Source organism: Moraxella sp. RCAD0137 (assembly GCF_002894025.1).
Taxonomy (GTDB): domain Bacteria; phylum Pseudomonadota; class Gammaproteobacteria; order Pseudomonadales; family Moraxellaceae; genus Moraxella; species Moraxella porci.
This window is the reverse complement of the sequence record NZ_LTCC01000008.1, coordinates 38,552-59,398: the sequence shown is the minus strand read 5'-3', so window position 1 is coordinate 59,398 and position 20,847 is coordinate 38,552. Positions and strand designations below refer to the sequence as shown.

General features: G+C 47.6%; 21 protein-coding genes. 18 read left to right on the top strand and 3 right to left on the bottom strand.

Annotated elements, in window-relative coordinates; translation table 11 throughout:
• Positions 1–8 precede the first annotated feature (8 nt).
• The 5 genes from xerD to AZ602_RS06600 all read left to right on the top strand — a co-directional run bounded on the left by xerD (position 9) and on the right by AZ602_RS06600 (position 5,270).
• Positions 9–932 (top strand): site-specific tyrosine recombinase XerD, encoded by a 924-nt coding sequence (gene xerD, locus AZ602_RS06620; RefSeq protein ID WP_103034258.1) that lies wholly within the window; start codon positions 9–11, stop codon positions 930–932.
• 110 nt (positions 933–1,042) lie between these two features.
• The gene (fabF, locus tag AZ602_RS06615; protein ID WP_103034257.1) at positions 1,043–2,365 is read left to right on the top strand and encodes a beta-ketoacyl-ACP synthase II; all 1,323 of its coding nucleotides are present in this window, start codon (positions 1,043–1,045) and stop codon (positions 2,363–2,365) included.
• Between the two features lie 169 nt (positions 2,366–2,534).
• The gene (locus AZ602_RS06610; RefSeq protein WP_103034256.1) at positions 2,535–3,746 is read left to right on the top strand and encodes an MFS transporter; all 1,212 of its coding nucleotides are present in this window, start codon (positions 2,535–2,537) and stop codon (positions 3,744–3,746) included.
• A gap of 159 nt (positions 3,747–3,905) precedes the next feature.
• Positions 3,906–4,355: an NfeD family protein gene (locus AZ602_RS06605; protein ID WP_103034275.1), complete on the top strand. Its 450-nt coding sequence runs from the start codon at positions 3,906–3,908 to the stop codon at positions 4,353–4,355.
• A gap of 57 nt (positions 4,356–4,412) precedes the next feature.
• Positions 4,413–5,270: an SPFH domain-containing protein gene (locus tag AZ602_RS06600; protein WP_103034255.1), complete on the top strand. Its 858-nt coding sequence runs from the start codon at positions 4,413–4,415 to the stop codon at positions 5,268–5,270.
• Positions 5,271–5,351: 81 nt separating this feature from the next.
• Here AZ602_RS06600 and AZ602_RS06595 read toward each other — a convergent pair whose 3' ends face one another.
• Positions 5,352–6,776 carry a phosphomannomutase CpsG gene (locus tag AZ602_RS06595; RefSeq protein WP_103034254.1) on the bottom strand — a complete coding sequence of 475 codons (1,425 nt, stop codon included), beginning with the start codon at positions 6,774–6,776 and terminating at the stop codon, positions 5,352–5,354.
• 199 nt (positions 6,777–6,975) lie between these two features.
• Between AZ602_RS06595 and cysK the strand changes: the two genes are divergently transcribed.
• The gene (gene cysK / locus AZ602_RS06590; RefSeq protein WP_103034253.1) at positions 6,976–7,905 is read left to right on the top strand and encodes a cysteine synthase A; all 930 of its coding nucleotides are present in this window, start codon (positions 6,976–6,978) and stop codon (positions 7,903–7,905) included.
• Positions 7,906–7,981: 76 nt separating this feature from the next.
• Here the strand turns inward: cysK and AZ602_RS06585 are convergent, their stop codons facing one another.
• The gene (locus tag AZ602_RS06585; RefSeq protein WP_103034252.1) at positions 7,982–8,335 is read right to left on the bottom strand and encodes a hypothetical protein; all 354 of its coding nucleotides are present in this window, start codon (positions 8,333–8,335) and stop codon (positions 7,982–7,984) included.
• An 83-nt stretch (positions 8,336–8,418) separates the two neighbouring features.
• On the opposite strand from AZ602_RS06585, the gene AZ602_RS06580 reads away from it, so the two are divergent.
• The 11 genes from AZ602_RS06580 to AZ602_RS06525 all read left to right on the top strand — a co-directional run bounded on the left by AZ602_RS06580 (position 8,419) and on the right by AZ602_RS06525 (position 18,919).
• Positions 8,419–9,702 carry a leucine-rich repeat domain-containing protein gene (locus AZ602_RS06580; RefSeq protein ID WP_103034251.1) on the top strand — a complete coding sequence of 428 codons (1,284 nt, stop codon included), beginning with the start codon at positions 8,419–8,421 and terminating at the stop codon, positions 9,700–9,702.
• A complete protein-coding gene (locus AZ602_RS06575) occupies positions 9,692–11,041 on the top strand; it encodes a phospholipase D-like domain-containing protein (protein WP_103034250.1) in 1,350 nt (449 codons plus the stop codon). The genes AZ602_RS06580 and AZ602_RS06575 overlap by 11 nt, the downstream gene beginning before the upstream one ends.
• A gap of 33 nt (positions 11,042–11,074) precedes the next feature.
• Positions 11,075–11,878, top strand: coding sequence for a nucleoside triphosphate pyrophosphohydrolase (gene mazG / locus AZ602_RS06570; protein WP_103034249.1), 804 nt, complete (start codon positions 11,075–11,077; stop codon positions 11,876–11,878).
• A complete protein-coding gene (locus AZ602_RS06565) occupies positions 11,878–12,219 on the top strand; it encodes a ComEA family DNA-binding protein (RefSeq protein WP_103034274.1) in 342 nt (113 codons plus the stop codon). Before mazG ends, AZ602_RS06565 begins: the two co-directional genes overlap by 1 nt.
• A 179-nt stretch (positions 12,220–12,398) precedes the next feature.
• Positions 12,399–14,249 (top strand): polynucleotide adenylyltransferase PcnB, encoded by a 1,851-nt coding sequence (gene pcnB / locus AZ602_RS06560; protein WP_103034248.1) that lies wholly within the window; start codon positions 12,399–12,401, stop codon positions 14,247–14,249.
• An 11-nt stretch (positions 14,250–14,260) separates the two neighbouring features.
• The gene (folK, locus tag AZ602_RS06550) at positions 14,261–14,749 is read left to right on the top strand and encodes a 2-amino-4-hydroxy-6-hydroxymethyldihydropteridine diphosphokinase (protein ID WP_103034272.1); all 489 of its coding nucleotides are present in this window, start codon (positions 14,261–14,263) and stop codon (positions 14,747–14,749) included.
• Between the two features lie 73 nt (positions 14,750–14,822).
• The gene (panB, locus tag AZ602_RS06545; protein WP_103034247.1) at positions 14,823–15,650 is read left to right on the top strand and encodes a 3-methyl-2-oxobutanoate hydroxymethyltransferase; all 828 of its coding nucleotides are present in this window, start codon (positions 14,823–14,825) and stop codon (positions 15,648–15,650) included.
• Positions 15,651–15,680: 30 nt separating this feature from the next.
• Positions 15,681–16,529, top strand: a complete 849-nt coding sequence (gene panC / locus AZ602_RS06540) for a pantoate--beta-alanine ligase (protein WP_103034246.1) — start codon at positions 15,681–15,683, stop codon at positions 16,527–16,529.
• A 61-nt stretch (positions 16,530–16,590) separates the two neighbouring features.
• Positions 16,591–17,493 carry an RNase adapter RapZ gene (rapZ, locus tag AZ602_RS06535; RefSeq protein ID WP_103034245.1) on the top strand — a complete coding sequence of 301 codons (903 nt, stop codon included), beginning with the start codon at positions 16,591–16,593 and terminating at the stop codon, positions 17,491–17,493.
• A gap of 71 nt (positions 17,494–17,564) precedes the next feature.
• Positions 17,565–18,068: a ribosome biogenesis factor YjgA gene (yjgA, locus tag AZ602_RS06530; protein WP_103034244.1), complete on the top strand. Its 504-nt coding sequence runs from the start codon at positions 17,565–17,567 to the stop codon at positions 18,066–18,068.
• A 425-nt stretch (positions 18,069–18,493) separates the two neighbouring features.
• Entirely contained in the window at positions 18,494–18,919 is a 426-nt protein-coding gene (locus AZ602_RS06525) for a thioesterase family protein (protein WP_103034243.1), read from the top strand.
• Positions 18,920–19,041: 122 nt separating this feature from the next.
• Here the strand turns inward: AZ602_RS06525 and AZ602_RS06520 are convergent, their stop codons facing one another.
• Entirely contained in the window at positions 19,042–19,662 is a 621-nt protein-coding gene (locus AZ602_RS06520; protein ID WP_078317349.1) for a thiol:disulfide interchange protein DsbA/DsbL, read from the bottom strand.
• Positions 19,663–20,091: 429 nt separating this feature from the next.
• Here AZ602_RS06520 and ubiG point away from each other — a divergent pair, with 429 nt between their 5' ends.
• A complete protein-coding gene (gene ubiG / locus AZ602_RS06515) occupies positions 20,092–20,844 on the top strand; it encodes a bifunctional 2-polyprenyl-6-hydroxyphenol methylase/3-demethylubiquinol 3-O-methyltransferase UbiG (protein ID WP_103034242.1) in 753 nt (250 codons plus the stop codon).
• Positions 20,845–20,847 lie beyond the last annotated feature (3 nt).

Here is a 20,847-nt window from a genome sequence, read left to right as displayed (position 1 = left end):
CTGACTCGATGGCCAAATCCACCACTCCTCGAAAAGACAGCGCGGTCATCTATGACGATGATCCAGAGTATCTGAGCCAATTTCGCGCCTCGATGCTGTCTCGCGGTCTGTCCACCGCTACCAGAAATGCCTATAGCCAAGATCTGCGCCTGTGCCTGCGCCTATCGGATCTGCCCATCACCCAATGGCAAAGCGCCGATGTGCAGGCGCATCTGGCCAAGCTAAAAGCCGCCGATAAATCCGAACGCTCAATTGCACGCAGTTTGGCAAGTTTGCGCCAGTTTTTCTTATGGCAAATCGATCACGGCATGCGCGATGATGATCCTTGTCAATCGATCAAAACCCCAAAGATCGGTAAAGCACTGCCAAAAACCTTATCCGAGGCGCAAGTGACCGCTTTATTGGCCGCACCTGATGCCACCACCGTGCTTGGACTGCGCGATAAGGCGATGCTTGAGGTGCTGTATGCATGCGGCTTGCGTGTCAGCGAATTGACTGGCTTATCCTTACCGCAGCTGAATTTGAATGCAGGCTGGCTGTCGGTCACAGGTAAGGGTAATAAGATGCGCCTGATTCCACTTGGCGACTATGCCCAAGCGGCGCTACAAGAGTATTTATCGGTGCGTGGATCGCTGCTGATTGGCCAAAAAGACTGCCAAGCGGTGTTCCTAACCGAACAAGGCGGCTATATGACGCGGCATAATTTTTGGCATTTGATCAAAAAATACGCCCTGATCGCAGGCATCAGCACGGCCATTTCACCGCACACGCTCAGACACGCCTTCGCCACACATCTGGTCAATCATGGCGCCGATCTGCGCAGTGTGCAGCTGCTGCTTGGACACAGTGATTTGTCCACCACACAGATCTATACGCATGTCGCCACCGCACGCCTTCAAAGTTTGCATGCTGAGCATCATCCGCGCGGCTAAACCTTAAAAAAATACATCTGTAAACTGTAATTTTGGGAAAAATCATGCTAAGATAAAACCATTTACCAAAACTTAGTACATTTATCACCAAACAGACAAACGGATACACCATGACACAGCCAGCCAAACCAGCCAAGCTTGCTTACTTTGAAAAAAGCGATGAAGCGCGCGTCGTCATCACAGGGATGGGTGCTTTAACACCCGTAGGTCAGCAGCTTGATGAGATTTGGGAGAATCTGACCCAAGGCGTCAGCGGCATCACGCGGCTTGATGGCTTTGATGACAAAGCCGTGGCGATCGATGAGTTTCGCGCGCAGATCGCAGGCTTGGTGAAGGATTTTGATGCCAAAGCCTATCTAAACCCAAAAGAAGCACGCCGTTTTGATACTTTTGTGCATTATGCACAAGTAGCAGCGGCGATGGCACTGCATCATGCTGGCTTGATCGATGACATCAAAGGCGATAGCCTGCCGGTCAATGTCGATGGCACGCGTTTTGGGGTAGTGATGGGTTCGGGCATCGGTGGCATTCAGACCATCGAGACCAGCCGTGACACCCTAAAAGAACACGGCGCCAAAAAAGTCTCACCGTTTATCATCCCTGGCACGATTGTCAATATGCCAGCAGGTCTGATCGCCATGCGTCATGGACTCAAAGGCGCAAACCTTGCTACCGCCACCGCTTGTACCACCTCGACGCACGCCATCGGACTTGGCGCGCGCTTGATTGCTTATGGTGACTGTGATGCGGTACTGGTCGGGGGCAGCGAAAAAGCATCAACACCACTTGGGCTATCAGGCTTCGGGGCGATGCACGCACTCTCAACGCGTAACGATGAGCCGACGCGTGCCAGCCGTCCTTTTGATAAGGATCGTGACGGTTTCGTCTTGGGTGATGGTGCTGGTGCGTTGGTACTCGAAAGTCTGGCGCATGCCAAGGCACGCGGTGCGACCATCTTGGCAGAATTGGTCGGCTTTGGGATGAGTGATGATGCCAATCACATCACCAGCCCATCAGCAGGCGGCGAGGGCGCGGAGCGTGCGATGGCAGCGGCACTACAGGATGCAGGCATCAAAGCCTCCCAGGTCGGCTACATCAATGCTCATGGCACCAGCACACCACAAGGCGATGTCGCTGAGAGTCAAGCCATCGAGCGACTATTTGGCAAAGATATCTTGGTCAGCTCAACCAAATCCATGACTGGTCACCTACTGGGTGCTGCAGGGGCGATTGAGGCGATTTTTACCGTACTTGCCCTACAAAATCAGCTGCTGCCACCGACCATCAATCTGGATAATCCTGATGAGGCCTGCACGCTTGACTACATCCCCCATACTGCGCGCCGTGTTGATGGTGTGAATTTTGCCATCTCAAACAGCTTTGGCTTTGGCGGTACCAATGGCTCGCTGCTGTTCCGCAAGTGGGATGACTAAACTAGCATCCAGCACGAAAGCTTTGGGCGATGGCTCAAGGCTTTTTTTGCGCCAAGTGGCTGTGAAGGTGTTGCTAGCAGCATTGGCAAAATTGTGGCATTTTCACTATAATGTGAGGCTGATGATGGCAAATTTGCCATAACCAACCCAATCGACCACTGTAGATGCCATGTCTGATTCTCACACCACTCAACAATCCTCTGCATTTTCACCTGCTACTGCGTCTCTGGCGCTCATCGTCATCGGACTGATGTTCGCTGCTGCCAACATGCGCTCGCCTTTGGTGATGATTGGCTCGATCGCACCGATGCTTGATCGAGACTTTGGCCTAAGTGCTGATCAAATCGGCTATCTGGGCGCGCTGCCGATGCCGTTGTTTGCATTGGGTTCTTTGGTGGCGGCGGTACTGGCTCGGCGCTTTGGGCTGGAGCGGATGATGATTTTGATGACGCTGTTGTTGGCTTGTGGTGTGGCGATGCGCAGCTGGTTTGGGGTGGCGGCATTGTTTTTTGGCACACTGATCTTGTCTTTTGCCATCGGCATGCTAAACGCTCTGACCGCACCATTCATCAAACAATATGCCCCAAATAACATCTCACTAGCCACAGGTGTGTTTAGCCTAAGTATGTCGCTGCTGGCTGGCATTGGCGCATGGTCTGTGGTGCCACTGGCAGACCATGTCGGCTGGCAGATGGCGATGAGTGCGTGGGCGGTGTTTGGCGTGGTGGCGGCACTGATTTGGTGGCGCATCTATCAGGCTCATAGAGGTGCAGCGAAGACGGCAAAGATGGCGCATAACGCTGCCATGATGAATCCTTGGCGCAAAAAAGCCGCTTGGCAAATGGCGGTGCTGCTTGGCTTGCAGTCATTCTTGTTTTATACCATCGCAAGTTTTTTGCCATCCATCGGCATGGGATTTGGGGCAAGTTTACAAGAAGCGACGCATCTGGCATTGGTTTTTCAGCTGATGGCACCGCCTGCGATCCTGATATTGACTTGGCTGATGCGACGCGGTGCATCGGCCAGAGCGTTGGCGCTGACAGGCTGTGTGATGAATGTCACAGGTGTGCTTGGGATGCTGTGGCTGCCTGCCGTGATGGCGCTGTGGTCGGCGCTGATGGGCTTTGGCTGTGCGCTGATATTTACACTTAGCCTAATGATGTTCTCACTGCGCACCACGAGCGCTGAGAGTGCGCGCGATCTGTCGAGCATGGTGCAGGCGGTCAGCTACAGTATTGCCATGTTTGGCCCTTTGATCATTGGCAAGCTGTATGCTTGGCAGGGCGACTGGCAGCTGCCTTTGATGGTGATGGCAGCATTGATGCTGGTCAATGTGCCGTTTGGCTATTGGGCAGCCAGCCAAAGCAAGATCGATACTTAGTTGCGCTTTGCTTTTTGATAACACCTGTTTTATAATCCTTAATAAGCACGGCCAACATAAAGCCAGAGACGATGGCCGCGCATCGGCTTTTTTGGTGTGCTGACTTTCACGATGGATCTTGCGCGCCTTGGATGATGGCGTCATAAGGGGGTGTTGATGATGGGATTGCAGCCATGGCATTGGGCAGTGATTGGCTTATTGCTCATGATTTTTGAGTTATTTTTACCAAGTTTTGCGGCCTTATGGTTTGGGGCGGCAGCGCTCATCACTTCGGTGGTGTCTTGGTTTGTGCCGATGGGTCTGCTTGCACAAGTCATGCTGTGGCTTGGGCTGTCGGTGCTGTTTTGTGTACTGTGGTTTCGCTTGGTGCAGCCGCGCATCAAGACGCGTACCAAAGCTGGTCTGGGTGGCGCGGTGATTATCGGTGAGATCGGTATGATCACGCAGGTGGTGTGTGATGGTGGTACGGGCATCGTGCGTTTTTCGGTGCCAAAAGTTGGTGCTGCCGAGTGGCTGTGCCGCAGCGCAGATGGTCAAGCCATCGCTGTGGGCGAGCGCGTCATCGTTACCCGCGTGATGGGCAATGAGCTGATCGTCACCAAAAAATAAAGCACAAATTCAAAGGATCGATCACGATCGTTATCATTGATTAATAAGGGGAAAATTATGGAGCTGAGCATTGTGGGTTTGGCGTTGATCGCCTTGGTGGTTTTCACCATTTATAAAGGGGTGAAAATGGTCTCCCAAGGCGAAAAATGGATCGTACAGCGACTGGGTAAATACCATCAGACGCTAGAGCCGGGTCTGAATTTTATCATTCCTTATGTGGATAATGTGGCCTATAAAGTCACCACCAAAGACATCGTGCTTGACATCCCAAGCCAAGAGGTCATCACCCGAGACAATGTCGTGATCATCGCCAATGCCGTGGCTTATATCAACATCGTGCAGCCTGAACACGCTGTCTATGGCATCGAAAATTATGAGCATGGCATCCGCAATCTGGTGCAGACCTCACTGCGCTCGATCATCGGCGAGATGGATCTGGATGCAGCATTGTCCAGTCGCGATCAGATCAAAGCGCAGCTCAAGCACGCCATCAGCGATGACATCTCCGACTGGGGCATCACCCTAAAGACTGTCGAGATCCAAGACATCAAGCCATCAGCGACCATGCAGCTGGCGATGGAAGAGCAAGCCGCCGCCGAGCGCCAACGCCGTGCGATGGTGACGCGTGCTGATGGCCAAAAACAAGCCGCCATCTTAGAAGCCGATGGTCGTCTCGAGGCATCGCGTCGTGATGCCGAAGCACAAGTGGTGCTGGCGCGTGGCTCAGAGGAATCGATTCGTCTGATCTCACAAGCGATGGACGGCAAAGAGATGCCGGTGGTCTATCTGCTGGGTGAGCAGTACATTAAGGCGATGAATGACATGGCGCAGTCAAACAACGCCAAAACTGTGGTACTGCCTGCTGATATTCTCAATACCGTCAAAGGACTGGTGGGCGATAAATTTAAGTCTTAATACCTCAAACCAAAACCCTTTGCCGTCACTTGTCAAAGGGTTTTGCTGGGGTATGTTATCAATGAGTTTTCGCCAACTGGTCTAATGGTCGGCACGCACCGCACCATGCGCATCCAAAAATGCCATGATTTCACGCACTTTCTCATCAAGCAAATCCGCATCGCCACGAGTTTCGATATTTAGGCGAATCAAAGGCTCAGTGTTGCTTGAGCGCAGATTAAATCGCCAATCGCCAAAGTCAAGACTTAAGCCATCAAGCGTATTTTTGGCAGGATTCAGCGCGCCATATTTATCTTCTAAAGCTTGGCTGATGGTCGCTGCATCAGACTGTCCAAGCTTGAAATTAAGCTCGCCTGAACTTGGAAATGCAGTAATATAGTCATCGACAAGTTCTGCCAAAGATTTGCCCGTCACTGATAACAGTTCAATCAATAGCAGCCACGGCACCATACCGCTGTCGCAGTAGAAAAATTCTTTGAAATAATGATGTGCTGACATCTCGCCACCATAGATGGCACCTGTTTCACGCATCACTTGCTTGATGAATGAATGTCCAGATTTACTCAGTGCTGGTGTGCCGCCCAGCTGCTCGATGACATGTTCGGTGTTATAAATCACGCGTGGGTCATAGACGATGGTCTCGCCCTGATGCTTTTGTAAAAATGCCGCTGCAAGCATACCGACAACATAACTGCCATCGATAAATCGACCATCGGCATCAAATAAGAAACAGCGGTCAAAGTCACCATCGAACGCCACACCAAAATCCGCCTGATGTGTAAGCACGGCATCACGGGTCGATGCTTGGTTGGCGATGATCATTGGGTTTGGGATACCATTTGGGAAGCTGCCATCAGGCGTATGATGCACTTTGATCAGCTCAATCGGTGCACCAGCTGACGCCAAGCGGGCTTCGATGGCATCAACCACAGGGCCTGCTGAGCCGTTGCCGCTGTTGACGATGATTTTTTTGGCGGTGAATTTGGCGGTATCCACAAAGCTCATCAGCTTATCGATGTAGGCAGTTTTGTCTGATTTTTCAATCACCCTCCCTTTTGGCGCATCAATAAACTCACCACTTTCTGCCAAGGCACGTACTTCAGCCAGTCCCGTATCAGCACTGATTGGGCGAGAATTTTCACGAACCATTTTTAAGCCATTATAATTAATTGGGTTGTGGCTTGCGGTGACTTCGATGCCACCGATAGCATCATAAAAACTGGTGGCAAAATACACTTCCTCAGTGCCTGTCATGCCAAGGTCAATCACATCGACACCGGCATCAGTGATGCCCTCGATGGCGGCTGATTTTAGGGCAAAGCTTGATGGGCGAATGTCTGCACCGATGACGATGGCAGGTTGGTTGTGTGTGGTGTTATTTGCCAAAATCTGTGCAAAAGCACGGCCGATGCGATAAGCGATGGACTCGTCCAGATTGACGCCAAGCTCGCCACGCACATCATAAGCCTTAAAGCAGTCGATGGTCATTGGGGCATATGTGCTCATAATTTTTCCTAATGAGTAGAGGTGATATTTGGTCTATTGTAGCATGACTTGGATGGATGTGTGACTGGATTTGGTAAAGTTTTGCAAAAGTGCTTATCTGCGCATAAGTTTATCAATTTTTAGACTAAGAATTTGGCGGTAAATTGTCAAAAAATTTGCTATGCTAATAGCACAATAATCACATCTAGGGAGTTTTTTTATGAAAATCGCCAAAAATATCACCGAACTCGTTGGCAACACACCGCTGGTTGAGCTATCAAACCTAACAGCAGGGCTGAAGGCTCGTGTGGTGGTGAAGCTTGAATCATTTAACCCTGCAAGCTCTGTCAAAGATCGTATCGCTCTTGCGATGATTGATGATGCCGAAAAATCAGGTCAAATCACCAAAGACACCACCATCGTCGAGGCGACCAGTGGCAATACTGGCATTGGCCTTGCAATGGTAGCAGCGGCGCGCGGTTATAAGCTTGTCATCACCATGCCTGAGAGTATGAGCCTTGAGCGTCGTGCACTACTGCGTGCTTATGGTGCTGAGCTTGTGCTGACACCAGCAGCTGAGGGCATGGGTGGTGCGATTGCCAAGGCGAATGAACTGGCAGCACAAGATGGCTACTTTATGCCACGCCAATTTGACAACCTTGCCAATCCACAAGTGCATCGTGACACCACCGCCCAAGAGATTTGGAATGATACTGACGGTCAAGTGGATATCTTGGTCGCAGGTGTGGGTACAGGCGGTACCATCACTGGTGTGGGTGAAGTGTTAAAAGCCAAAAAAGACAGCGTGCAAGTCGTCGCCGTCGAACCACAAGCATCGCCGGTACTCTCTGGTGGCCAAAAAGGCCCACACCCAATCCAAGGCATCGGCGCAGGCTTTGTGCCAGCAGTGCTGAACACCGAGATTTACGATGAGATTGTGACGGTGGCGAATGACGATGCCTTTAAGGTGGCTCGTGAGTTGGCTGCCAAAGAAGGTCTGCTTGTTGGTATCTCATCAGGTGCGGCAGTGAAGGCGGCACTGGAGCTGGCGGCTCGTGATGAGAACGCAGGCAAGCTGATTGTGGTGATTATCCCATCATCAGGCGAGCGTTATTTATCGACCGCATTGTTTGCAGATTTGGCACAATAATCCGCCAAGGCAAAACACTCAAAAACCATCGATTGTGGTATCATACCCATCGATGGTTTTGTACTTTAAATCACATTTATTCTTGCCCATAGATGATATATGTAGTATCTTCGACTTTGATAGCAATTTGAGAAAATATTTTAAAAAGCTTGCTATCCTCAGGGAGTGAATTTAAGGCACTCTTTTCCTGTTCAACAAGAATTTGCGTATCATCGGGATAATTCAATATTGTGATTTCAAGTGTGATTCTTTGATTTGTGATTTGATTAGTATTTGAATTAATATGACTGATCGCATTTTTATAAGTTTCACATAAATCAAAACTATCGGGTCTGTATTGCACACATGTATCTGGCGATGATGATGGTTTTGCATTAATGATGCAATGTAGTACACTGATATTTGTTTTGTGTTGCAGATCAAATTTCATATTTTACCTCCTAATTGGGTTTATTAGTCGTTTATCTTAACATAAACAAACTGGGTGAAAAAAATTAGTATAAAGGACTTATCATGACCAAACAAAATCTACCAACATTAGCAATCGCTGATACGCAAATTGCCCTATCTAGAGTAAGTACCAGCCTATCCATTGCCAATAAACTATTGGCAAATATCGATCCTTTTGAGCAACATTGGCGCTGGTGGAGTGGTCTTACAGTGGAATGGAAGTGGGGGCTAACTCAATCATATCTGCATTGGGGTGAGGAAATATGGGAGGTCGAGCATGACAAGCAGAGAATGCGAGACATATTAAGTGATTTGACTGCAAAATCAGGGTTAAGTATTCGTGGTTATTTATCTCAAGATGAATTTCAATATGTGCAATGTTTGTCTTATTTGAAAAATTTATCAGAGCTTAGCTTTGAGGATATGTCAGGGTATATTAAACTAGATTTTGTTCAATCCTTACCGAAGTTAAAAAGCCTAGAATTGGCAAACTACGAGTGTGGTATAATTTGGACTCCTTTAGATATTGATGATATTTCTTATTTGACGAGTTTAAAACATTTGGAGAATTTGGTTTTTGGCGGTCAAAAGCTCTATGATATTAGCCCTTTGGCACAATTGATAAGCCTAAAATCACTTGAGTTTACTGCAGAAAATATTTCTGATTTTTCATGTCTTGAAAATCTGAACAATTTGGTTTATTTAAGCATGGGGTGTGCTAAATCAATTCCTTATTTAAATCTTGAAAAGATGCATCATCTTAAAACTTTGGAAATTGAGTTTTGTTCTGACTTTAACTGGGGTAGGGTTGTTTTATCGGATTTGGCAAAGTTGGAGAGATTAAACATTCGTGGGAATGGATTATCAGATATTGAGCACTTATCTAAAATCAATTGTTATAATCTAAAAGAATTTGATTGTAGCTTTAATCATATTTCTGAAATATCTTGCTTACAAGACCTAAGCGGTCTTGAAGTTCTAAAGGCATTTTCAAATAATATTTCCAATATTCTCCCCTTAAAAAACCTAAAGAATTTAAGATTGCTAAGCTTGGGTGAAAATAATATCACTAATGTTGAAAGCTTGACAGATTTGGTGGATTTGGAGTTTTTGGATCTTAGGTCAAACCAAATTACCAATGTGACTTCATTGGCAGGACTCACAAAATTAACAGATTTGGTTTTAGTAGATAATCCAATCAGTCAATGGCAAATTGATCAACTAAGTACTTTATTGCCAAATTGCTCTATTTATTTTGGCGATGATTATCCACCAAATCAAGAAATTATTTTCTATGGTCATTCTATAGTCGAATTTAGAATGAGGATGCTTAACCATGCAAACTGAAGCGCTCTTTTCTAATATCGCCGAACGAATACAAACAGAAATCCAATCTGCCAAACAAGAGATTTATGTGGCAGTTGCTTGGTTTACTCACCGAGAACTGTTTGCTGCTTTGCTACAAAAAGCACAATCAGATGTTAAAGTACAATTGATGATTTCCAACGATGACATCAACCAAAATGCCATTGATTTTGAGCAACTCAATTTGGGTAAGTCTGCCATCTATCGGGTTGGCGATGGCAATATGGATTTGATGCATAATAAATTCTGTGTGATTGATGGCTATACAGTGATAACTGGTTCATACAATTGGAGTTATAAGGCTCAAAAGAATCATGAAAATATTATCATTACCAAAGGTGATGATGTGTTGGCGAGGCAATTTATCAATCAATTTGTTGCACTTCGTCAAATGTATTTTGGTTCAATGCAGAATGCACAATCGGTCGATTTTGATTTGAACAAAGTTATTCGGCGACTAGATATTTTAAAAAATTACATTTTGCTAGAAGACGAAGAGGATATTGCTAGAGAGCAAGATAAGTTGGCAGCATATCAGCATGATGAATTGGATTTGATTATTCAAAGTTTACATGCGCAGCAGTATCATCAGGCAATACAGCTGATTGAAGAGTTCATTCAGAAAAATAAGCAGATCACTTTGTTTGTTGATGCAGAATTGACCGCACTGAAGTTTGAAATTCGAAAGCTTGAGCATCAGCTGCTGGCATATGATACAGAAAAAACCGAGCTTGAAAAGTTGCTTTCAGATTTTCATCATGCTCATACAGAAGCACTGGGTGATTGTATTGAGCGTTTATTATTTCTCAAGAAACAGTTGGCAAGCAATGAAGAAGAATACCGAGAAGCAGAGCAGGATGAACAAGCTTATCGAAAGCAAGTAATTCAAGAGCGAGAAAAGCAAATTATTCAATTAAGCAATGAAGAAAAAAGAGCATTGAAACAGGCTTATCGCAAAGCCAGCCAGATATGTCATCCTGACCGAGTTAGTGATGAGATAAAAAATCAAGCTCAAGAAATTTTTGTTGAGCTTAACCATGCATATGAGAAGAATGATTTGCAAGCGGTGCAAAATATTTTGAAGCAATTGCAAAACGGTGTCTTTAAAGCCAAATCAGATACGGTCAACCAAAAAGACGAATTGCACGCCGAGATTGCAACACTAAAGGCAAAAATTGCCAAGCTAGAACAGCAAATTTGTACAATTAAAGACAGTGAAAGCTATCAAGAGATTATGCAAATCGATGATTGGCAGCAGTATTTTGCAGACATTAAAGTGCAATTGCAAGATGAAATCGTGCGACTCGAAGAGATGTTATAATTCCCATCGATGGTTTTATTTTAGGATAATCACATGACCCCAAGCCGAGACATTGCCGATTTACTTGCTTTGATGGCGCGCCTGCGACGCGACTGCCCGTGGGATGCCAAGCAGACCAACCAAAGCCTAGTGCCATACGCCATCGAAGAGGCCTATGAGCTTGCCGAAGCCATCGGGCGTGGCGATATGGATGATATCAAAGGTGAGCTTGGTGATGTGCTATTACAAGTCGTGTTTCACGCACATTTGTACTGTGAGCAGGGTAAGTTTGATTTTGGTGATGTGATTTATCAGTTGATGGAAAAGTTAATCCGTCGCCATCCCCATGTATTTGATAAAGAAAATCTAAAAACTGACGAAGATGTCAAACGCCGTTGGGATGAGATTAAAGCACTTGAAAATCAAGGCAAGCCGCCACGCCGTATCTTGGATGTCAATGCAGGCAGTAGTCTGATGCAAGCCCAAGATGTCCAAAAAGCCGCTGCCAAAGTCGGCTTTGATTGGGATCATCTTGATGGTGCTGTGGCAAAATTATATGAAGAAATCGGCGAGCTTGCCGAGCTGATCCGTGATGCCAAGGGTAATTATCTGGATAAAGCAAACATCAATAGCCAAAAGGTAAGCGATGAGATCGGTGATTGTTTCTTTAGCTTGGTGAATGTCGCTCGCAAGCTTGGTGTCAATAGTGAGATGGCGACTTTGGGAGCGGTGATGAAGTTTCGCCGACGCTTTGAGTTTATCGAAGATCGGCTCATCGAACAAGACAAATCGGTGAATGATGCGACGCTCGATGAGATGGATCGGCTGTGGGATTTGGCAAAGACAACAGGGCTATGATGAAAAGTTGTGCGCTATCCATACTGATATTATTAAGTATTACTCATCAGTCATTGGCAAATACAGTCACGCCCAAGCAGTGCTATCCTGATGCCATCAGCGCTTATGAGGCCTTAACAAAATATGATCGCACGCATGCCAAGATCATCAATATCAACACCGCCAGTGCTGCCGAGCTGACTTCATTGACAGGCATCGGGCATACCACTGCAGCTGCCATCATCGAGTATCGCAAAGCCAATGGTAGCTTTGGCAGTGTCGATGAGCTGTTATATGTCAAGGGCATTGGTGCTGCGACTTTAAACAAAAATCGCCATCGCCTAAGCGTCATGTCGCGTTAACCAAAGTTTGGCCAAATTGACAGGTTCACCACCGCATCGCACTGGCAGATTCTATGCCCCAAAAGGGTGGTGATGTGATGAAATTGTGTTTTTTATTCGCTTTTTTGGCAGATACGCGTTAAAATAAAGGGTTTAGTAAGATAACTTTATGGGACATTTCCCAACATCAAGGAGTAGGCATGGGCAGATCGCCTAAAAAGCCAAAACAAAAGAAAATCATGCGTAGCACGCATTCGGCAAAATCCCTGCAACTACAAAAAGGCAGCTTGCCGCACAGCATCGTCGAGGTCATCGGCGCACTCCATAAAGCAGGCTTTGAGGCGTACATCGTCGGTGGCGGTGTGCGTGACAGCTTGCTTGGCCTTGCGCCCAAAGATTTTGATGCCGTCACCGACGCACGACCTTATGAGATTAAGGCGATTTTTGGTGGTCGTTGCCGTATCATCGGGCGTCGTTTTCAGCTGGCTCATGTGTATTCTGGCCGTGAGATGATCGAGGTGGCGACTTTTCGTGCGCCGCCCAAAGATGACACGCACACCACGGATGAGGGCATGATTACCCGCGACAATGTCTGGGGCGATATTGAGCAAGATTTTGCGCGCCGTGATTTTAGTATCAATGCCTTGTATTATCAGCCGATCAAAGGTGAGGTACTGGATTTTTGTGGTGCGCTCGATGACATCGAAAATAAGGTTTTGCGCCTATTGGGTGATGCGCGTGTACGCATTGAAGAGGACCCTGTGCGCCTATTGCGCGCATTGCGCTTTAAGGCAAAACTGGGCTTTGAGTTTGATGATGCGTTGGCGGCTCAATTTCATGAGGATAATTGGGCGCTACTTGAGCAAGTATCAGCGCATCGTTTGTATGACGAGAGCCAAAAGATGTTTGGCGGCGGCTATTTGGCTGCGCTGTTGCCTTTACTATTTAAACATGGCGCGATGAACAGCTTGATGAATTATGCGCCAAATGAGCCGACTGTGCTGATGACAGCGGTGGCAATCAATACCGATCGTCGTGTGGCGATGGGCAAAAGCGTCAATCCTGCGTTCTTTTATGCAGCGATGCTGTGGGAAAATTATCTGCATCAATTGGCAAAATACAAAAAGCGCGGCCTGCCATTTCATGAAGCACAGCTCAAAGCTGCCGAAAAAACCATCGATGCTCAGCGGATTAAGACCGCGATTCCAAAGTTTGCCGAGCAATTTATCAGCGATATTTGGATCTTGCAGCCGAAGCTTGTCAATCCACGCGTGCGCGACATCGCCAACCTTGAACGCTTGCCGAAGTTTCGGGCGGCATTTGACTTTTTGGTGATGCGAGAAAGCCATGATAATCATCCGCTCACCGAGCCGACCAATGGCATGGGCGCATGGTGGCAAGCCTATCAAGAGGCATCGGCTTCTGATAAAGCGCTGATGATTGAGAATTTCGGATCCGAATCAGGCATTCCCAAGCGCCGCCGCCGCGAGCGCAATAAAGACGCCAAAAGCCGCGAACTTGATCAGCTGAGAGAGCTGTCACTGCGCAGTGATGAGGTGATCGCCACGCGCCCTGAGCCACTGTTCGTGGTGCCGGGCGCTGAGGCTGTGGTCAAAGATGCTGCCAAATCCTTAAAAGTAGCGCAGCTTGAGCCGACTAAGCCTGTGCCTGTATTTGATCCAGTGGAGTTTAGTGAAGCGGATTTTGCCAAATTGCTGGCCAATGACGAGCCATACATTCCGCCATCGCGCCATCGTAAGCGCAAGCCATCATCAAACTTATCCATCATCGAGCGCGAAGCTGGACTTAGTGAAAGCGATGTGGCAGCGCAAGATGATGGCTTATTCAGTCAAGAAAGCACCACGCCAAAACGCCGTCAGGCCAAACCAGCAGCCAGCAACAAACGCACCAAAGCTGCCAAGCCAAGCAGTAAAGCTAAGGCAAATCAATCAACAGCCAACTCCAATGCCGCTGTGGTGGCGGATGATGCGACAGACAAGCCAAAACGCCGTCGTCGCAAGTCCAATGCTAAGCCAAAGGCAGATGAGTGATGGATGGACAGATGACCATTTGTTATATCGGATTGGGCGGTAATATCAGTAATGCGCTTGGCACGCCCACCGAGCATATCGGCAACGCCATCACAGCGTTTGTGGATAGTGATGATTTTGATGATGTCAAGGTGTCATCGCTATATACATCCAAGGCGTATGGCGTCACCGATCAGCCTGATTTTGTCAATGCGGTATTGATGGCAAAGACCAGCTTATCACCCTTGGCATTGCTTGATTTTTGCCAAAGTCTTGAGACGGGTGCGGGGCGGGTACGGCTACGCCATTGGGGTGAGCGAAGTCTAGATGTCGATGTCCTGCTGTATGGCGACGCCATGATCGATAACGAGCGACTGATTGTCCCGCACAAAGAGTTGATGCTGCGTAATTTTGTGCTGATTCCACTGCTTGAGCTGACGCCTGACTTGATGGTACAGGGGCAAGCATTGGCACAGCTACCTGCCGCCCAAGATTGGCAAGGGCTTGAATTGGCAAAATAAACCACCATTAATCCAGCGATCGCCAAGCCATTTTTGGCTAAGATTTTGCAATGACAATTTTGGAATTATAATAATGAGCTATCTTGCCACACCTGCCAAGCCACCAGTCACCTTAAGCACGCTAAACAAACTCAAAGCCAAAGGCGAGAAATTCTCTTGCCTAACTTGCTATGATGCCAGTTTCGCCCATGCGATGGATCAAGCAGGGATTGAGACCATTTTGGTCGGTGACAGTCTGGGCATGGTGGTACAGGGTCATGATTCGACTCTGCCTGTGACGGTAGCGGATATGGCATATCACACTGCCAATATCGCTCGTGCCAATCGCACTGCACTGATTTTATGCGATTTGCCATTTTTGAGTTATGCCACTTTGTCTGATGCCATCAATAGTAGCCGTGCTGTGATGCAAGCTGGTGCCAATGTCGTCAAAATCGAAGGCGGTCGTGAGCTTGCCGAGACGGTACGAGTACTGGCACAAGCAGGCGTGCCGACCTGCGTGCATCTGGGGCTGACACCACAGCTTGTCAACGTCTTTGGTGGCTATAAGGTGCAGGGCAAGACTGATGAAGCTGCTGCCAAGCTACTGGAGGATGTGCAGATTTTGGTGCAGGCAGGTGCCGCGATGGTACTGCTTGAGTGCGTGCCAGCGGCACTTGCCAAGCAAGTGACCCAATCGGTCAGCGTGCCAGTCATCGGTATCGGTGCAGGCGTGGATACTGATGGCCAAGTGCTTGTCATGCATGATATGCTGGGCGTCTATACTCGTAAGCCTGCCAAATTTGTCAAAAATTTTATGACAGACAGCACCAATGTGACAGGCGATATCACAGGGGCATTTGCTGCTTATCATCAAGCAGTCAAGAGCCAAACTTTCCCAACCGATGAGCATACCTTTTAATCCCATAATTACAACAATAAGGATACGCTGATGCAAATTTTTCATACCATCACTGAACTGCAAGCCGCATTGTCTGCTACTCAAGGCAAAATCACCTTAGTGCCGACGATGGGTAATCTGCATGAGGGGCATTTGACCCTTACCAAAATCGCTCGCACCCATGCTGATGTCGTGGTGGTGAGTATTTTTGTCAATCCGACTCAGTTTGGCGTGGGTGAAGATTTTGACAGCTATCCACGCACACTGGATGCGGATGTGGCGGCACTCAGTGATGTGGGCGTGGATTTTGTTTTTGCGCCGAGCGTCGATGAGATGTATCCGACTTATCCGCCGAATGTGCAGGTGCTCTCAGGTGAGATTACCAAGCTATTGTGTGGCAAATCCCGTCCGACGCATTTTGATGGCGTAGGTTTGGTGGTGAGTAAATTATTCAACATCGTGCGTCCTGATGTGGCGGTCTTTGGCAAAAAAGACTACCAACAGCTTGCCATCATCAGACAGCTCAATGATGAGCTGAACTTTGGTATTGACATCATCGGTGCTGACATCGTGCGAGCCGATGATGGTTTGGCATTATCATCACGCAATCAGTATCTGAGTGTCGATGAGCGAGCGGTTGCACCTGTGCTATCACAGACATTGCAAGCATTGGCGGACAAGCTTGCACGGGCAAGTATCATTGATTATGGTGCTTTGATTGATGATGCCAAGGCGACGCTGACCCAAGCAGGCTTTGTGGTGGATTATCTAGAAATTTATAATCGACAATTACAAACTGTCAGCCAAGCGGACAAAGCTTTGGTGATTTTGGCGGCGGCATGGCTTGGTAAGGCACGCCTGTTGGATAATCTGGAAGTGGATTTGACCCAAGCAAGATAGCGTGCTACTTGTGGTCATGGTGCGGTATTCGTTGGTCAATTGATGACAAAAAAGGTTTCACATGAAACAGGTACAAGACAGCCCAATTTCAATCATCATTGTTTCAGGGCGTAGTGGCTCAGGTAAGACTTCGGTGCTCAATATCCTAGAAGACTTTGGCTATTATGTCATCGATAATTTGCCGCCATCACTGCTGGCAGGGGCGGTGGCTCGCTTGACCGATGATACCAACATCCGTAAAATCGCACTGGGCGTTGATGTGCGTGTACCAGGGGCGGATTTGTCCAATTTCCCAACCGTACACGAAGAGCTGATTCGCCAATACGGTGAATCCGCCATCAAAGTTCTGTATGTCACGGCAGATGAGCCAGTGCTGGTGGCACGATTTGGGGCGACACGCCGTGTGCATCCGTTGATGGCAAATGGCACGGTAGGCAATCTGCCCAAAGCAATTCACAGTGAGATTGAGCTACTTGAGCCCATCGCCCAGCTTGCTGATATTAAGATTAACACGAGCCTGCTAAACACCCATGAACTCAAAGAGCGGGTGCGTGATCATCTGGGCGTTGAGACAAAGGTCACGGTGAATCTGCTGTCGTTTGGCTTTAAATATGGCACGCCGATCGATGCCGATTTTGTGTTTGATGTGCGTATCTTGCCCAATCCGCATTGGGATGAGACACTGCGCGCGCAGACAGGTGAAGATGAGTCGGTAAAAGCGTTTTTTGGGCAGTATCCAGAAGTCGATGCGATGGCGGATGATATTGCCGAGTTTTTGGGTAAGTGGTTGCCAAATTTCTTGCACAATAACCGCCACAGCCTCACCATTGCCATCGGCTGCACGGGCGGTAAGCATCGCTCGGTGTATGTGACACGTGGCGTGGAGGATAGGCTTGCCAAGCTGCTGCCTGATGAGATGATGATCAAAACCAAGCACCGTGAAAAACGCTATTGGTGCTGCTGATTAAACCTTGGGCATGGTTTGCCATCTGCGCTAAACTGATTAAAAATTGAACAATATAACTTGAGAGCTTTATGATAGACTGGTCAAAAATGGATATGCGAGTCTCTCGCACCGAAATCAAAAAATCCCACGAACGCTTGCAGGCACTGGCGTTGCCACTTGCCAATCTCTCCAAAAAACAACAAAAAAATCTGCCAGTCAGCGAATATTTTTTGGATGAATTGGCGCAGTTATCCAGCATCAGCTCGGCAGCCGCCAAAAACCGCCAAATCAAGCGTATCGGCAAGCTGATCGTCGAAGAAGATCGTCATAGTTTGACCGCGGCGTTGTTTGAATGCAAATTTACACCAGAGCAGATCGCCAAGATTGAGACTTGGTATAGCCGTCTGAATTTGGCGGATGAAGCGACAATCAAGCAGTTTGTTAAGCAGTTCAATGCCAGTGAATTTAACAGCATTTATCAGCTGCTACTGTGGATCGAATATGCCAAGCATCTGAGCGACGATGAATTGTTGGAAGAGAGTTTGGCGGATTTTCATAGCTATGTCAAAGAAGTGGCGATTTTATCGACTTGATGGATCGTGATATTGGCAGCCATAAAATGGCCTTGTTGCCAGCTTGGCGCTGCGATCAAGCCGCTCATCTATCCTGCAGAAGTGACCGCTAATCAATGTAACAATTCAATGTAACAATGCCACATGAAATTGGGTTCATGTGGCATTGTTACTTGTCCTGTTCAAAGCTTTGGCACGCGGTTTAACTTGCGTATCTTGGCTTAGCCCTATGTGATTTCCTTAATACAGCCATCATCCGTGAGCCAGTCATTCCATCGACTGTATTCCTTTGCTGTATGATCATTATCGCAAATTGCCAAAATGTACGCCAGTGGCAGATGACGGCAATCTGTGTAAGCATTTTCTTACAAAGCAACGCTCTGCTTGTCTAACATGAGAATCTGCGCTATCATGCAAGCACGGATGAAAAACTTAAGGAGAATATCATGGCTCGCGTGAAACTCAATCCACCGCCAACGGTACTGTACCGCACACAGATGCAGGTGCAAGTCGGGGATTTGAATTATGGCAACCATTTGGCCAATGATGCGGTACTAAAACTGGTGCATGAGGCGCGTCTGCGTTGGTTGGCTACAGGTGGATTTTCTGAGCTTGACGCTGGCGGGGCAGGACTGATCATGGCGGACGCGATGGTGCAATATGCCGCCCAAAGTTTTTATGGCGAGGTGCTAGATTTTGCCATCGGAATCGGTGAGATCACGGGTTCAGGCATCGAGATTTACACCACCATCACGCGTAAGGCCGATGATCAGCTGATTGCTTTGGTTAAAAATGGCATGGTATTTTTTGATTATCAGCAACAAAAAGTAGCGAAAGTGCCGGAGCGATTTGTGCAGTTTTTGGGGATTTAGTTGGAAGGGCGGGCCGTGTACCCGTATTTTTGCCAAACTGTGATTTAGATCGCTGCTTGGCCGCTCACACTCAAACAAAAAAATCAGCATCTGTTGGGCAGATGCTGATCAATGACCGAAAATTACTTCTTCTCTTCACGCACTTTATTGACTAGAAAATCAACCACTTGCGGTACTTTGGCATCTTCGCCTGAGACCACATATTTGCCATGCACCACGACGGCAGGTACGCCCGACAGACCATAGCGCATCGCACCAGCTTTGGCGCGCTCGATTTTGGTGGTGACAGCGAATGAGTTATATAGACTGTCAAATTTGGCCTTATCCACGCCTTGTGAGGCATACCAGTTGCTCAGCTCAGACTGTGAGCCGATGACGCGACGGTTGCCGTCTTTGTGGACGGTGTCAAATAGGATTTGATGGGTTTTTTCTTGAGCGCCAAGCTGCTGAGCGGCATAAAAGCCACGCGCTGCCACTTCCCACATTGGGTTCATCGCCGCTGGGGTTTGGAAGAATGCCACATCATTGGCACGGGTTTTTGCCCATTTTTGCATATGCGGTTCTAGGTTGTAGCAGTGTGGGCAGCCATACCAAAAGAACTCACGCACCACGATGACATCGCCTGCGATATTCTCAGGATTGGCCAAAACCTGATAATCCTTACCTTCAACAAAATTGGCGTGACTAAGTGTCGCAAGGCCAACAGCGGCCGCCAGCAGTGTCGTTTTTAGAGCAAATTTCATGAGTCTTTCCTTTATTGCGCTACACATAACATAAAAAAGAACAAAACCCTCAGCCATCGTCGGTGATGGGTCTTGGGTTATTAATACAATGGGTATAGTTTAGCGCATTTTTTGGCAAATGTGGCAATAGTTTTCTTAATGCTTCGTTGCAAATTGTGTAAATTTTTGTAGTCATCCCTCAATATTGGGTAAAAATCTGTCTCATTGTTAAGCTTAGATGACACGGTTTTAACATCCAAAAAGCCAAATCAGATCACCCGTTGTGCATGGCTGTCAAACTGACTGTCAATTTTTGGTTGCTAAAACCAAGTCTATTTTTATCCAAAATTGCTCAAAAACTCAGCGCATCACTGTGATCAAAAGTGGTCAAAACCATCGAAAAATGGTAAGATAGAGCCAATTTATCTTTTATATAACCTAGGAAGCACTATGCACAGCCAAGCAGATACCACCGCGCATAACGCCGATTTTGATGAGATTGGCAAATTCACCAAGCTTGCCGATGAGTGGTGGGATCGTATGGGGGCGTTCAAGTCCTTGCATGACATCAATCCGCTACGCCTAAACTGGATCGAAGATCGTACCAATGAGCATCTAGGCTCGCCGCTACAAGGCAAAAAAGTCGTGGATATCGGCTGCGGTGGCGGGATTTTAGCGCACTCGATGGCGGTGCGTGGCGCAAGCGTGCTGGGCATTGATCTGGGTGATGAGAACCTAAAAGCCGCTGCCATCCATGCTGATAAAACAGGCATGAGCGAGCAGGTGCAGTTTCGCTGTGTGCCGGCTGAAGTCTTGGCAAGCGATGAGGCTGAACAATATGATGTGGTGACCTGCATGGAAATGCTTGAGCACGTGCCTGATCCATCGGCGATCGTGCAGGCGTGTTTTGATTTGACCAAGCCTGGTGGCGTGTGCGTGATGAGTACCATCAATCGCAATCCAAAATCCTATCTGTTCGCCATCGTCGGCGCTGAATATGTGCTCAATCTGGTCGATAAAGGCACGCACGATTATCACAAATTCATCACGCCAGCAGAGCTTGACCAGATGGCACTGCGAGCAGGTTTTCGCCGATTTGACATGACAGGCTTACACTACAACCCCATCACTAAGCACTACTGGCTGTCCAATCGCAATGTCGATGTGAACTACATGATGGCATTTGTTAAGCCAAGCGAGTAACTG

Coding starts and splice junctions, on each gene's coding strand:
- xerD (WP_103034258.1), top strand. CDS start 9: ATGGCCAAATCCACCACTCCTCGAAAAGACAGCGCGGTCATCTATGAC.
- fabF (WP_103034257.1), top strand. CDS start 1,043: ATGACACAGCCAGCCAAACCAGCCAAGCTTGCTTACTTTGAAAAAAGC.
- AZ602_RS06610 (WP_103034256.1), top strand. CDS start 2,535: ATGTCTGATTCTCACACCACTCAACAATCCTCTGCATTTTCACCTGCT.
- AZ602_RS06605 (WP_103034275.1), top strand. CDS start 3,906: ATGGGATTGCAGCCATGGCATTGGGCAGTGATTGGCTTATTGCTCATG.
- AZ602_RS06600 (WP_103034255.1), top strand. CDS start 4,413: ATGGAGCTGAGCATTGTGGGTTTGGCGTTGATCGCCTTGGTGGTTTTC.
- AZ602_RS06595 (WP_103034254.1), bottom strand. CDS start 6,776: ATGAGCACATATGCCCCAATGACCATCGACTGCTTTAAGGCTTATGAT.
- cysK (WP_103034253.1), top strand. CDS start 6,976: ATGAAAATCGCCAAAAATATCACCGAACTCGTTGGCAACACACCGCTG.
- AZ602_RS06585 (WP_103034252.1), bottom strand. CDS start 8,335: ATGAAATTTGATCTGCAACACAAAACAAATATCAGTGTACTACATTGC.
- AZ602_RS06580 (WP_103034251.1), top strand. CDS start 8,419: ATGACCAAACAAAATCTACCAACATTAGCAATCGCTGATACGCAAATT.
- AZ602_RS06575 (WP_103034250.1), top strand. CDS start 9,692: ATGCAAACTGAAGCGCTCTTTTCTAATATCGCCGAACGAATACAAACA.
- mazG (WP_103034249.1), top strand. CDS start 11,075: ATGACCCCAAGCCGAGACATTGCCGATTTACTTGCTTTGATGGCGCGC.
- AZ602_RS06565 (WP_103034274.1), top strand. CDS start 11,878: ATGAAAAGTTGTGCGCTATCCATACTGATATTATTAAGTATTACTCAT.
- pcnB (WP_103034248.1), top strand. CDS start 12,399: ATGGGCAGATCGCCTAAAAAGCCAAAACAAAAGAAAATCATGCGTAGC.
- folK (WP_103034272.1), top strand. CDS start 14,261: ATGACCATTTGTTATATCGGATTGGGCGGTAATATCAGTAATGCGCTT.
- panB (WP_103034247.1), top strand. CDS start 14,823: ATGAGCTATCTTGCCACACCTGCCAAGCCACCAGTCACCTTAAGCACG.
- panC (WP_103034246.1), top strand. CDS start 15,681: ATGCAAATTTTTCATACCATCACTGAACTGCAAGCCGCATTGTCTGCT.
- rapZ (WP_103034245.1), top strand. CDS start 16,591: ATGAAACAGGTACAAGACAGCCCAATTTCAATCATCATTGTTTCAGGG.
- yjgA (WP_103034244.1), top strand. CDS start 17,565: ATGATAGACTGGTCAAAAATGGATATGCGAGTCTCTCGCACCGAAATC.
- AZ602_RS06525 (WP_103034243.1), top strand. CDS start 18,494: ATGGCTCGCGTGAAACTCAATCCACCGCCAACGGTACTGTACCGCACA.
- AZ602_RS06520 (WP_078317349.1), bottom strand. CDS start 19,662: ATGAAATTTGCTCTAAAAACGACACTGCTGGCGGCCGCTGTTGGCCTT.
- ubiG (WP_103034242.1), top strand. CDS start 20,092: ATGCACAGCCAAGCAGATACCACCGCGCATAACGCCGATTTTGATGAG.